The organism is Janthinobacterium woesei (genome assembly GCF_051380875.1).
Lineage (GTDB): Bacteria > Pseudomonadota > Gammaproteobacteria > Burkholderiales > Burkholderiaceae_D > Janthinobacterium.
In genome coordinates, this window is sequence record NZ_JBNYXW010000003.1 from 140,666 (window position 1) to 153,472 (window position 12,807).

Here is a 12,807-nt window from a genome sequence, read left to right on the forward strand (position 1 = left end):
CATGACACTCACTGCCACCGCACCCGCCACCAAGGTAGACGCGCCGCCGCCCTACCTGTCGGTGAACAATATCGAAGTCATCTACGACCACGTGATCCTGGTCTTGAAGGGCGTTTCGCTGCAAGTCCCGCAGGGCAAGATCGTCGCCCTGCTGGGCGCGAACGGCGCCGGCAAGTCGACCACCCTGAAAACCATCTCGACCCTGCTGCGCGGCGAACGCGGCGACGTCACCAAGGGCGAAGTCCAGTTCAAGGGTGAACGCGTGGACCAGCTGACACCGAATGAACTGGTCAAGCGGGGCCTGTCGCAAGTGATGGAAGGGCGCCATTGTTTCGGCCACCTGACGATCGAGGAAAACCTGCTGACGGGCGCCTACACGCGCAGCATTTCGCGCGGCGAACTGAAAGACGCGCTGGAAAAGGTGTACCACTATTTCCCCCGTCTTAAAACGCGCCGCAGCAGCCAGGCCGGCTATACCTCGGGCGGCGAGCAGCAGATGTGCGCCATCGGCCGCGCACTGATGGCCAAGCCCTCCATGATCCTGCTCGACGAGCCATCGATGGGCATCGCGCCGCAGATCGTCGAGGAGATCTTCGGCATCGTCAAGGATTTGAACCAGAAGGAAAACGTCTCCTTTTTGCTGGCCGAGCAGAATACCAACGTGGCCCTGCGCTACGCCGACTTCGGCTACATCCTGGAAAACGGGCGGGTCGTGATGGAAGGGCAAGCCCAGGATCTGGCCAGCAACGAAGACGTCAAGGAGTTTTATCTGGGCGTCTCCAGCGCCGGGCGCAAGAGCTTCCGCGACATGAAGTTCTACCGCCGCCGCAAGCGCTGGCTGGCCTGAACAGAGGGGCAAGTCCTGCTCCGCCGCTCATACAAGTTGGCCTTTGCCGGGCTGACAAAAAAACTGCAATTGACATTGGAGAATCCGTAACATGACCGATACGCTCGACAGTCTGGAAACGCGCGCCCCCGATGCCCGCGAACGCGAATTGATGGCCGGCCTGCCGCAGCTGATCGCGCGCGCGCAAAAGGCGCCGGGCTGGGCCCGCATCCTCGACGGCATCCATGCCCAGGACATCACCAGCCGCGCGGCGCTGGCACAACTGCCCGTCACGCGCAAGTCCGACCTCAAGCAATTGCAGCACGCGGAACTGCCGTTCGGCGGCCTGAACACGACGCCGAAAAATGCCCTCTCGCGCGTCTTCGTCTCGCCCGGCCCCATCTTCGATCCGGAAGGCCGGGGGCCCGACTGGTGGCGCTTCGCGCGGCCCATGTATGCGGCTGGCGTACGCGCTGGCGGCCTGCTGCAAAACTGCTTTTCCTACCACTTCACGCCGGCCGCCTTCATGGTCGAAGGGGGCGCTGCGCGCATCGGCTGCACGGTGATCCCGGCCGGCATCGGGCAGACGGAAATGCAGGTGCAGGCGATGGTGAACCTGAGGCCGGATACCTATATCGGCACGCCCTCCTTTTTAAAACTGATCATCGAGAAAGCGCGCGAAATGGGCGCCGACATCAGCAGCGTCACGAAAGCGGTGATGGGCGCCGAGGCGCTGCCCGAATCCTTGCGCAGCTGGTTTGCCGAGAATGGCGTACCGCACGTCTTCCAGACCTATGCCTCGGCCGATATCGGTAGCATCGCCTATGAAACGGCCAGCAACGGCAAGCTCAATCCGGGCATGGTCATCGACGAAAACGTGCTGCTGGAAATCGTCCATCCGGGCAGCGGCATGCCCGTCGCACCGGGCGAAGTGGGCGAAGTGGTCGTCACCGTTTTCAATTCCGACTATCCGCTGATCCGCTTCGCCACGGGCGATTTGTCGGCTGTGCTGCTCGATACGCCAGCCTCGGCATGCGGGCGCACGAATACGCGCATCAAGGGCTGGATGGGACGTGCCGACCAGACCACCAAGGTGCGCGCCATGTTCGTGCATCCGTCGCAGGTGCACGAGATCGCGCGCCGCCATCCGCAAATCAAGAAGGCGCGGCTGGTGGTGTCGGGGCGCATGGCCAACGACGAGATGACTTTGCATTGCGAAGTCGAGGATCCGACGGATGCCAGCGGCACCGAGGCCATCATCGGCTCGATCCGCGAACTGACCAAGCTGCGTGGCGACGTCGTGCTGGTGGCCGTGGGCAGCCTGGCGCAGGATGGCAAGGTCATCGACGATATCCGCGATTACAAATAACGCGCGTAGCACGCTGATGGAAATTTGCGGGATAATACCGGCATTGACCATCAGCCCCATTCATCGCCATGCAAGAGTCCATGCAAGAATTTCATCACAACCGTGCCCGTGACCTGATCAAGAACGCGGAACTGCTGTTCGACCAAGATGCCGTGCAGGCGTCGATCACGCGCATGGCCGATGTGCTCAACACGCGCTTCAACGCCGCCGATTCCAAGGAATTTCCGCTGGTGCTGGGCGTCATGGGCGGCGCGGTCGTGTTTACGGGCAACCTGCTGCCGCAACTGAGCTTCCCGCTCGAATTCGATTATATCCATGTGAGCCGCTATGGCGACGACGACAAGGGTGGCGAAGTGGTGTGGAAAGTCATCCCGCGCTCGAACGTAGCGGGCCGCACCGTCATCGTGCTCGACGATATTCTCGACGAGGGCGAAACCCTGGCGCACGTCAAGCAGCGCCTGCTCGACATGGGTGCTTCCGAAGTGATCCTGGCCGTGTTTGCCGACAAGGCCATCGGCAAGAAGAAGCCGGTGCAAGCCGACATCGTCGGCCTGGTGATCCCGAACCGCTTCGTCGTCGGCTTCGGCATGGATGCATATGGCTACTGGCGCAACCTGCCGGGCCTGTGGGCCATCAAGCCCGAGGATTTGAAGCAGGATTAAATCCTGCCGGATGACGCATGGCGTCGTCCGGCACCCGCAGTTACAATTTCAAGCGTGCGCGCGCTGCATCGTATTCGCCCTTCAGGCGCGCCACCATCTCCGCCACGCTCGGCACGTCATCCATCAAGCCCACGCCCTGGCCAGCGCCCCAGATGTCGCGCCAGGCCTTGGCGCTGCCCGAGCCAAAATTCATCGCGCTCTTGTCCGCCTCGGGCAAGGCTTCCGGATCGAGTCCGGCCGCGACGATCGATTTCTTCAGATAATTGCCATGCACGCCCGTAAACAGATTCGTGTAGACGATGTCGGCCGCGGCAGAATCGACGATGGCATCACGGTAGCTGTCGCTGACATTCGACTCTTGCGTCGCCAGCCAGCGCGAACCGATGTAGGCGAAATCGGCGCCCATGGCCTGTGCCGCCAGCACGGCGTCGCCGGTGGCGATGGAGCCGGACAGCGCCAGCGGACCGTCAAAGAACTTGCGTACTTCGCCCACCAGCGCGAACGGCGACAGGGTGCCCGCATGGCCACCGGCGCCGCTGGCCACCAGAATCAAGCCATCGACACCCGCTTCCAGCGCCTTTTTCGCGTGACGGATCGAAATCACGTCATGCAGCACGATGCCGCCATAGCTGTGGATGGCGTCGAGCATTTCCTTGGGCGGCGCACGCAGCGAGGAAATGATGATGGGGATCTGGTGCTTGACGCACACGGCCACGTCATGCGCGAGGCGGTCGTTCGACTGGTGCACGATCTGGTTGACGGCGATTGGCCCTACCTTCTTGTCCGGATTGGCAGCCTGGAAGGCGGCCAGTTCGGCCTGCAGATCGGTCAGCCAGGTGTCGAGCAATTCAGCGGGACGCGCGTTCAGGGCCGGAAAGGAACCGACGATGCCGGCCTTGCACTGCGCCGCGACGAGGGCCGGGCCGCTGGCGATGAACATCGGCGAGGCGATAACGGGTAAGGAGAGGTTTTGCAACGCTACAGGCAGTGCCATGGCGGACTCGCTGAAAAGTTGATCGGACGAATAGATTAAACACTAGAGCAACGATTATAGTGCAAAAAAAGTACGATCGTGCTGAATTTAATTGCCAGCCGCCTCAGCCCTCGTTAAGCAAGTACTCACCCTCGACGCGCGCCGCTGCAGCCCTGATCAATTGGGACACTGCCCACTCGGCCAGCGCGGCCGCCTCCTGGCGCAAGAAGCGCCGGTTGGCTTCCTCGAAGATGGGCATGCCGCGCAGCAGCGCCGGCACGTCGGCGATGGCGATGCGCTGGCGTTCCAGCAGCAGGAATTTCAGCAGTACCTTGACGGCGTTCTGCGCATTGCGCACGGGGTCCGACGACAGGTAGTCGAGGCGCGAATAGGCGCGCTGCAGGGCGCCGGCGGCATCCTGGAACGGCCGGCCGTGACCGGGGATGACGACGCGCACGTCCAGGCTGGCGATCAGGTCCAGGGTGGCGCGCGCCTCGCTGAAACCGGAGCCGCCATCGAGTTCGGGGAAAATCACGCCAAAACCGTTTTCCCACAGCGCGTCGGCGGAGATGAGGATGCCCTCTTGGGCACAATAGAAGATCAATGAATGCGGGTCGTGGCCAGGTGCGCCCAGCGCCTGCCAGCGCATGTCTGCCAGAGTCAACGTGTCGCCAGGGGAGACGGTGGCATCAAAGCCGAAGCGCGGGCATTGCTGGCCCGTGGCCTGGAAGCTGAGGGCGTCGACATCCCAGGTGCGCACCTTGTCCGCCTCCGTCACGGGGATGGCCGTGTGGCAGCCGTATTCGGCTTGCAGCAGCGCGTTGCCGCCGCAATGGTCGGAATGCAGGTGGGTGTTGAACAGCCGGTCCAGTGGCTGCCCGGCCAAGCTATGGCGCAGGAGGGCCAGGGTTTGCGGCGCATGCGTAACATAGCCGCTGTCGATCAGGGCCGCGTCACCCTTCCCCTTGAACAGGATGTTATTCGACGAGAGCCAGCCGCGTTCGAATACCTGAATCGCATCAGGCAAAAGCGCAGGCAAGAGCGCGGGCAGCAGCGTCATCGCATCCTCAGTAGTCGGGCTCGAAATCGAGCAGGGATTCGCGTCCCGGCAGCTGGGCCCACACGGTGCGCTTGAAATCATCGTCGGCCTTGCCCCAGGCGATGATCTCGTCGAGCGTGCGCAGACAGCCTTCGCACACACCACTGTTGCGGTTCATCTTGCACAGGCTGACGCACGGCGACGGCACCGGTGACGGCAAGGGGAGCGGAACGGCTGGCGTGGTATCGACCATCATGGAGCGGCATCGGTAAATGTACAGGCTTTCATTATGCCGCGAAAGTGACGCCGTGATGCAGTGTGCAGCTTAGGCAATGTTTCTGTCGCTATATCTTTTAGGGGAAACATGATTGAAAAGTCATCTTTCGTCATTTATTTTATGCCGTGCTTTCACTCTGCGGGCGTCCGTCCTACACCTTGACGTGGCCAAATCCTGCTTGACTTGAGATATTTCAGAACTATACTACCATCCATGTAGATGGCAATTGGATGCCACACGGAGTTTCTGGAGACTTATGGCCAAGCAAGACAGCAAGCCCAAAATTGGGGAATCAGAAAAAATCACGATCAACCTGGGTTTGATCGACCTGGGGCAGATTGATCTACTGGTGCAGGAAGGATTTTATTCCAACCGCACGGATCTGATCCGTACGGCCATCCGCAACCAGCTGGGTATTCACGCCGACGTGGTCAGGCAAACCGTCGCCCGTAAAAGCCTGGTATTGGGCATGCAGCATTATTCACGCGCCGACCTGGAAGCGATCCAGGCAGCCGGCCAGCGCCTGCAGATCCAAGTGCTGGGACTGGCCAGCATCGCCACCGACGTCTCCGTGGAACTGGCACTTGCCACCATCGAGTCTATCTTCGTATTAGGTGCCCTGCACGCCAGCACCGTCGTCAAGACGGCGCTCGCAGGGCGAATTCACTAGCGTATTGGTTTGTGGCGATGGCCCGGCCGATGCGCCGCACCGTTAAGGATGGTCATGAAACTAGCTCAAGACATGTTCGCGCAAATGCGCGCAGCAACCCGCAATCTGATGGGCAGCGGTCCCGCCGCCGCCACCGTAGCCATCCAGCAAGCGCTGGCCGCAGCAGGCCTGGCGCCGCAGGCAGCTGCGCAGCCGCAGCCGCAGCAACCCATGCACGATATTAATCCACCACCAGCGCCGCCGCCAGCGGGGGCGCAGCCGCAGCCGGCCGCCACGCCAGAAACCCCTTGCGCACCGCCCACGCCAGCACAGGCGGCGCAGGAATTTGCGCAGGATTTCATGGCGCGCCTGGGCGTGCCCGCCGGCCTGGGTCAACACAGCTTTGACATGCCCAGCTTCGAGATGCCGAACTTCCACCCGCCCGCTTTCAACACGCCGGCCACCACGCCGGTGGAACTACCAGTGGGCGCGCAATTCCTCGACGGCGTGTACCGCAACCATGCGGGCACGCGCACGTACAAACTGTATATCCCCAGCAGCTACCAGGGCCAGGCCATGCCGCTGATCGTCATGCTGCACGGCTGCACGCAAAACCCCGACGATTTTGCCGCCGGCACGCAGATGAACGCACTGGCCGAAGAAAAAGAGTGTTTTGTCGTCTATCCGGCGCAAACACAGGGCGCCAACAGTTCGCGCTGCTGGAACTGGTTCAATGCGCTCGACCAGCAACGCGACCAGGGCGAACCGTCGCTGATCGCCGGCATCGCGCAGCAGGTGATCGACGAATACCCGGTCAATGAACGCGAAGTGTTCGTCGCCGGCCTGTCGGCGGGTGGCGCCATGGCCGTCATCGTCGGTACCCTGTATCCGGAACTGTTTGCCGCCGTCGGCGTGCATTCGGGCCTGCCCTTCGCCTCGGCGCAAGACTTGCCGTCGGCCCTGGCGGCCATGAAGGGCGGCGCCATGCCGAACCCCAAACGCCAGGCACCTGCCGGCGGCGTACCCATCATCGTCTTCCACGGCGACCGCGACACCACCGTCAACTTGCGCAATGGCGATGAACTGATTGCCCAGGGCGTGCGCAGCCAGGCAGGTGGCAAGGCGGCCAAGGCGGCCTCCGTCGGCGGCAGCGTACCGAATGGCCACCGCTACACACGCACCATGCATAGCCAGGCCGACGGCTCGCCACTCGGTGAGTACTGGGTCATTCACGGCGCCGGCCATGCCTGGTCGGGCGGCAGCGGCAATGGCAGCTACACGGACGGCAAGGGGCCGGACGCCAGCCGCGAGATGCTGCGTTTTTTCAAGACCGTCAGCTGACTTTTTCAACGAACGGCGCGATCTGCCGCTGCTTGTCGGCGATCTCGCACACACCGTCGGCGTAGCGGCTGGAGATGGCGATGAACTGCTCCTGGATCTCCAGGAAGGCGTCGACGATCTCGGCATCGAAATGCGTGCCGCGTCCCTCGACGATGATCTGCACGGCCTGCGCATGGCCCATGCCCTGCTTATAGATACGCCGGCTGATCAGGGCGTCATACACGTCGGCCAGCGCCATCAGGCGCGCCGAAATCGGAATAGACTCGCCCGCCAGCCCTTGCGGGTAGCCACTGCCATCCCATTTTTCATGGTGGCTATAGGCGATCTCCTTGGCATACTTCAAAAAATCAACCTCGATGCCCAGCTCGTGCTCGGCCGCCAGGATGGCGTCGCGCCCCAGCGTGGTATGCGTCTTCATGATGGCCATTTCATGCGGCTCGAAACGGTCGGGCTTGAGAAGGATATGGTCGGGAATGCCTACCTTGCCGATGTCGTGCAGCGGCGCCGTCTTGAACAGCAGTTCGATATTCTTGTCGGTCAAAAAATCGCGGAAGCGGGGCAGGTCGCGTACTTTTTCCGCCAGCGCCTTGAGGTAATGCGAAGTGCGGCGGATATGGTTGCCCGTCTCGCTGTCGCGCGTCTCGGCCAGCGAGGCCATGGCGTGGATGGTGACGTCCTGCAGTGCCTTGACTTCCTGCACCCGCCGCTCCACCTCAGTTTCCAGATACTGGTTCTGGTCGCGCAAAAAATCCTGCATCTGTTTCATGCCCAGCTGCGTCTTGATACGCGCCAGCACGATGGGCGCGGAAATCGGCTTGGTGATGTAGTCGACGGCCCCCAAGGCCAGGCCCAGCTGCTCGTCGGCCACTTCGCTCATGGCCGTGACGAAAATCACGGGAATGCCGGCGGTGGCGGGATTGGCCTTCAGCGCGCGGCACACATCATAGCCACTCATGCCCGGCATCATGATGTCGAGCATGATCAGGTCTGGCTGGTCGCTGCCGCCGGCGATCTTCAGGGCGCGCTCGCCATTGACAGCAATCTTGGTGCGGTAATCGTCTTCCAGCACGGCGCGCAGCAAATCGATATTGTCTGGCGTGTCATCGACCACCAGGATGGTTGGCTTGCTTACCGGCGCTCTCATGCCCGTCCTTCGCTTTGCATATCTATCCTTGTCACAGTGTCAGTTCCAGCGCTTCGGCAACCTCGCCCAGCTGCGCCAGCGCACCTTCGAAATCGTATTGTCCCAGCATGCGCTTCAACTGGCGCGCGTGTTCAGCCTGCCCAGCGGCGACCAGCACCGGCCCGATGCCATCGAGATGCCTGACCGCCTGCGCGTCATCCTGCAGCAGCAGCTGCGACAGTTCGCGCAAGCCTGCCTCCAGCTGCACCCTGTCCACCGGCGCCACGGGCGTCAACATCGCGCCGCCCGGTTCTCCCATGCTGGTGCGCGCCTGCATGGCCAGCACGATCTTCGGCACCAGTTCGCCCAGCGCCAGGGTGCAGGCGGCCAGCGCCTGCGGCAAGCCATCGTGCGAGCCCAGGCTGAGCAAATATTCGACCCGCGCCGCGCTGTCAGCCAGGCCGCCGGCACCGATATTGCCGGCCAAGCCCTTCAAGGTATGTGCTTCGCGGATAGCCGTTTCCAACTGCTGGTTCTCGATGGCGGCGACAATGCGCGGCATGGCGTCGAACTGGGTTTCCACAAAACGCTCCAACAATTTTCGCATCAAAGCGGCGTTGCCGCCCACGCGGCGCATGGCCTCCACCATTTTCAGGCCGGCGATCGCGGGCAGCTCCTCTTCCGACTGCGTCTGTGCCATCGCCAGGTGCACGTCCTGCGGCACGGCCGGCGCGATCCAGCGCGCCAGGATAGCGAACAGCTGGGCCACGTCGATCGGCTTGGCAATGAAATCGTTCATGCCGGCATCCAGGCATTTCTCCTTGTCGCCGACCATGGCGTTGGCCGTCATGGCGATCACGGGCAAATTGGAATAGCGCGGGTCCTGACGCAGCTTGCGCGTGGCCTGGTAGCCGTCCATCACCGGCATCTGGCAGTCCATCAGCACGCCGTCATAGGCGTTTTCCTCGATTTTCGCCAGCGCGATGGCGCCATTGCCGGCAATATCGACGCGAATGCCTGCAGCGCTGAGAATGTGCTGAGCCACTTCCTGGTTCACCTCATTATCTTCCACCAGCAGCAGCCAGGCGCCGCGCAAGGCCCGCCCGTCGTCGCGGTAGCTGCTCTGGCGCTGCGTCTTGCGGCCTTGTCCCGTCACGCCGCCAAATACGAACGCAATCTGATCGAGCAGCGTCGAGGCACTGACCGGCTTGGTCAGCACGCCATCGAGCGGCAGCTCGCGCTGGCGCGCCGCCTCAAGCAACGCTTCGCGATGGTATGCGGTGACCATGATGCAGGCTGGAACCGCATCGATGCCGGCGGCGGCGCGAATACCTGCCAGGGCATCCAAGCCATTCATGCCCGGCATTCTCCAGTCCATCAGCACCAAACCATAGGGACGCCCTTCGGCGCGCGCCTGCGCCACGGCGCCGATGGCCAGCACGCCGCTGTGCACGGCGCGCGCCTCGAAGCCCAGCGCCGTCAGCATGCTGACGAAGATGTCGCGCGCGCTGGGGTTATCGTCAACCACCAGCACGCGCAGGTCCTTGAACCGCTGCTGCTGATGCTGCAGTTGCGGCAGGCTGTCGCGCCGCACGGCAGCCAGGCCGAAGCGGGCAGTAAAGAAGAAGGTGCTGCCCACGCCCGCTTCGCTGACCAGGTCGATCTCGCCTTCCATCATTTCCACCAGGCGCTTGCTGATGGTCAGCCCCAGGCCCGTGCCGCCATGGTGGCGCGTAGTGGAGGTATCGGCCTGCGTAAACGCCTGGAACAGTTTGCTGCGCTGGACCGGCGTCAGTCCGATGCCCGTATCGCGCACATCAACGCGCAGCACCGCTGCATGGTCGTTGATCTGCTGCAAACGGATGCTGACGACGATCTCGCCCTTGTCCGTGAATTTGATGGCGTTGTTGGTGAGATTGATCAACACCTGGCCAAGGCGCAGCGGGTCGCCCTGCAGCGCATTGGGTACGTTCGGGGCGATATCGAACAGCAGCTCCAGCCCCTTGTCCTGGGCCCGCATCACGGACAGGTTGGCGATCTGCGCCAGCACGTCTTCCAGAAAAAAATCGACCTTTTCAAAGGCCATCTTGCCCGCTTCGATCTTCGAGAAATCCAGGATGTCGTCGATGATGGCCAGCAGGTTCTTCGATGCCGACTCCACCTTTTCCAGGTAGTTGCGCTGGGTCGGCGTCAGCTCGGTCTGCAGCGCCAGGTGGGTCATGCCGATGATGCCATTCATCGGCGTGCGGATCTCGTGCGACATATTGGCCAGGAAATCGGACTTCATCTTGGTCGCATCCTCGGCCACCTCGACGGCGTGGCGCAAGTCCTGCTCGACTGCCAGACTGGTACTCATGTTTTTCAGCGCCTGCATCAATTCGCCCGTCTCGTCGCGCGACGTCACTTCGATGGCGGAACTAAAATCGCCATTAGCCACGCGCGTGGCGATCGCCACCGCTTCGCCCAGCGGCCGCGTGATCGAGCGCGCCGACCAGGCAAAGGCCAGCCCGACTAGCAAGGCGGCCAGGCCGATCCCTGCCATCAGCATCAACGAGGTGTCGATGTCAGTGCGTATCCTGGCCGCGCTATCGCGGATCTGCTGCTGCTGCAGGTCATCGAGCTGGCCCACGTACAGCAGCACTTTTTCCAGCACGGGCAAGGTCTGCGTCTGCATCGCCTGCTCGACAGCGGCGCCATCTCCCTGCTCGACCAGCGCGAACATGGCCTGCAGCGATGCATAATAGTCGGCACGGGCCTGGTGCATCAGTTCCAGCAAGCGCCGTTCCCCGGGCCGCGCATCGAGGCCATCGAGGATGCGCACCTGTTCGTCAATGCCTTGCTTGATCGTTTCCAGGCGCGCCTGATTCGCCTGGCGCAGCGCCAGCTTGTGCTGGATTGGCAGGCTGGCAATGCGCGTGGCCGCCTCGCGCGCCAAGCCATGGATCTTGCTGGTGGCCTTGGCGGCGACCCAGTCGCGCTGCAAGATATCGTCGGTCTCGGCGCGGATCGCATAGATGCGGCTGCCCGACAGCACGATGACGACCAGCATCAGTCCAATCAGAATGGCATAACCCGCGTTGATGCGCACGCCGATCCGGATATCCCTGAAACGCATGACATTCCCGTCAGAAATTCTTAAAAAACGCAGTCTGACCGTATTCCCCTACAGATTGCAAGGTTTATTGCGAAACAATTGCGCGCCGATACGCTTATTTGGCCGAAGTTGGGGCTTTTCCGTCGCTGCCGAGGCTGGCGATGTGGGTTTGCAGGCAGGCCGGGCACCAGCATGCGGTTGCCGTGTTGCCAGGCATGGGGACGGCCGGCGGCAGAGTCGTGCACCAGCACGGTTCGCTGGCATGCGGGTCAAGCTGGCCACACTGGAACGTGGCGCCGCAGAGGCTACATTGGCTCATGGCTATGTGTGAATTGGCAAGTGTGTGACACGCGACAGTAGGGTGTGACGCACATGTAACTGGCAGTAAAAGGGCTGGCTGGGACACATATCAGGCCAGACTATAGGATCATCAGGAAAAATACAACAAGATCGCCCTATAATGCCTCCAAGATTTTCGTCTTCCCTGTAAAATCTCACAAATCAATTTTCCGGACTCGCCATGAATCAACTAGCTAACTTGAACCTGGACACGAATGACGACTTGACGGCGGTGTCGCCGCAAATCAAGGCGCAGATTCTGGCCGAGGCCCTGCCATACATTCGCAATTTCCATGGCAAAACCATCGTCATCAAATACGGTGGCAATGCCATGACGGACGAACGCCTGAAGCACGGCTTCGCGCGCGACGTCATTCTGCTCAAGCTGGTCGGCATGAACCCCGTCGTGGTCCACGGCGGCGGCCCGCAAATCGACAACGCGCTGAAAAAAATCGGCAAGCAAGGCACCTTCGTGCAGGGCATGCGCATCACCGATGAAGAAACCATGGAAGTGGTGGAGTGGGTGCTGGGCGGCGAAGTCCAGCAAGACATCGTCATGCTGATCAACCATTACGGCGGCCAGGCTGTCGGTCTGACGGGCAAGGATGGCGGCTTGATCCGTGCGCGCAAGATGCAGATGCCGGACCGCGAACATCCGGGCGAGTTCCTCGACATCGGTTTTGTCGGCGAGATCGACGCGATCAACCCGGCTGTCGTCAAGGCGCTGCAGGACGATGCCTTCATTCCCATCATCTCGCCGATCGGTTTCGGCCAGGATGGCCAGGCCTACAACATCAACGCCGATGTCGTGGCGGGCAAGATCGCGGAAATCCTGAAAGCGGAAAAGCTGATCATGATGACCAACATCGCTGGCGTCCAGGACAAGCAGGGCAACCTGGTGACCGACCTGTCGGCGCGCGAAATCGATGAAATGTTCGCCGATGGCACGATCTCGGGCGGCATGCTGCCAAAAATCTCGTCGGCGCTCGACGCTGCCAAGTCCGGCGTGAACACGGTACACATCATCGATGGCCGCATCGAACACTCATTATTGCTGGAAGTGTTGACCGAGCAGGCTTTTGGTACTATGATCCGTTCGCACTAAAAAAATCGCA

The 12,807-nt window shown here is 61.8% G+C and carries 12 protein-coding genes; 6 read left to right on the top strand and 6 right to left on the bottom strand.

The genetic code is table 11. The features are described from left to right. The first annotated feature begins 1 nt into the window (after position 1). The 3 genes from ACQ4W6_RS03955 to ACQ4W6_RS03965 all read left to right on the top strand — a co-directional run bounded on the left by ACQ4W6_RS03955 (position 2) and on the right by ACQ4W6_RS03965 (position 2,857). Positions 2 to 847 carry an ABC transporter ATP-binding protein gene (locus ACQ4W6_RS03955; protein ID WP_436565887.1) on the top strand — a complete coding sequence of 282 codons (846 nt, stop codon included), beginning with the start codon at positions 2 to 4 and terminating at the stop codon, positions 845 to 847. Between the two features lie 91 nt (positions 848 to 938). Continuing rightward, positions 939 to 2,195 (top strand): phenylacetate--CoA ligase family protein, encoded by a 1,257-nt coding sequence (locus ACQ4W6_RS03960; RefSeq protein ID WP_436565888.1) that lies wholly within the window; start codon positions 939 to 941, stop codon positions 2,193 to 2,195. A gap of 80 nt (positions 2,196 to 2,275) precedes the next feature. Then, complete coding sequence (locus tag ACQ4W6_RS03965; RefSeq protein WP_436565889.1) at positions 2,276 to 2,857, top strand: hypoxanthine-guanine phosphoribosyltransferase; 582 nt, start codon at positions 2,276 to 2,278, stop codon at positions 2,855 to 2,857. A 40-nt stretch (positions 2,858 to 2,897) separates the two neighbouring features. On the opposite strand, the gene ACQ4W6_RS03970 is transcribed toward ACQ4W6_RS03965, so the two are convergent. The 3 genes from ACQ4W6_RS03970 to ACQ4W6_RS03980 form a co-directional block, all read right to left on the bottom strand. After that, positions 2,898 to 3,851, bottom strand: coding sequence for an NAD(P)H-dependent flavin oxidoreductase (locus tag ACQ4W6_RS03970; RefSeq protein ID WP_436565890.1), 954 nt, complete (start codon positions 3,849 to 3,851; stop codon positions 2,898 to 2,900). A 103-nt stretch (positions 3,852 to 3,954) separates the two neighbouring features. Then, positions 3,955 to 4,890 (bottom strand): MBL fold metallo-hydrolase, encoded by a 936-nt coding sequence (locus ACQ4W6_RS03975; RefSeq protein WP_436565891.1) that lies wholly within the window; start codon positions 4,888 to 4,890, stop codon positions 3,955 to 3,957. Positions 4,891 to 4,897: 7 nt separating this feature from the next. Further along, complete coding sequence (locus ACQ4W6_RS03980) at positions 4,898 to 5,125, bottom strand: DUF1289 domain-containing protein (protein WP_436565892.1); 228 nt, start codon at positions 5,123 to 5,125, stop codon at positions 4,898 to 4,900. Between the two features lie 277 nt (positions 5,126 to 5,402). Between ACQ4W6_RS03980 and ACQ4W6_RS03985 the strand changes: the two genes are divergently transcribed. Together ACQ4W6_RS03985 and ACQ4W6_RS03990 are read left to right on the top strand one after the other, a co-directional pair. Then, on the top strand, positions 5,403 to 5,816 hold the full coding sequence (locus tag ACQ4W6_RS03985) for a CopG family transcriptional regulator (RefSeq protein WP_436565893.1): 414 nt from the start codon (positions 5,403 to 5,405) through the stop codon (positions 5,814 to 5,816). A 54-nt stretch (positions 5,817 to 5,870) separates the two neighbouring features. Then, entirely contained in the window at positions 5,871 to 7,136 is a 1,266-nt protein-coding gene (locus tag ACQ4W6_RS03990) for an extracellular catalytic domain type 1 short-chain-length polyhydroxyalkanoate depolymerase (protein ID WP_436565894.1), read from the top strand. Here ACQ4W6_RS03990 and ACQ4W6_RS03995 read toward each other — a convergent pair. The 3 genes from ACQ4W6_RS03995 to ACQ4W6_RS04005 all read right to left on the bottom strand — a co-directional run bounded on the left by ACQ4W6_RS03995 (position 7,129) and on the right by ACQ4W6_RS04005 (position 11,672). After that, the gene (locus ACQ4W6_RS03995) at positions 7,129 to 8,280 is read right to left on the bottom strand and encodes a response regulator (protein ID WP_436565895.1); all 1,152 of its coding nucleotides are present in this window, start codon (positions 8,278 to 8,280) and stop codon (positions 7,129 to 7,131) included. The genes ACQ4W6_RS03990 and ACQ4W6_RS03995 overlap by 8 nt on opposite strands. Positions 8,281 to 8,311: 31 nt before the next feature. Continuing rightward, positions 8,312 to 11,374, bottom strand: coding sequence for a response regulator (locus ACQ4W6_RS04000; RefSeq protein ID WP_436565896.1), 3,063 nt, complete (start codon positions 11,372 to 11,374; stop codon positions 8,312 to 8,314). A 94-nt stretch (positions 11,375 to 11,468) separates the two neighbouring features. Next, positions 11,469 to 11,672 (bottom strand): cysteine-rich CWC family protein, encoded by a 204-nt coding sequence (locus ACQ4W6_RS04005; RefSeq protein WP_436565897.1) that lies wholly within the window; start codon positions 11,670 to 11,672, stop codon positions 11,469 to 11,471. A 201-nt stretch (positions 11,673 to 11,873) separates the two neighbouring features. Here ACQ4W6_RS04005 and argB point away from each other — a divergent pair, with 201 nt between their 5' ends. Then, positions 11,874 to 12,797: an acetylglutamate kinase gene (gene argB, locus ACQ4W6_RS04010; RefSeq protein WP_436565898.1), complete on the top strand. Its 924-nt coding sequence runs from the start codon at positions 11,874 to 11,876 to the stop codon at positions 12,795 to 12,797. The last annotated feature ends 10 nt before the right edge of the window (positions 12,798 to 12,807 follow it).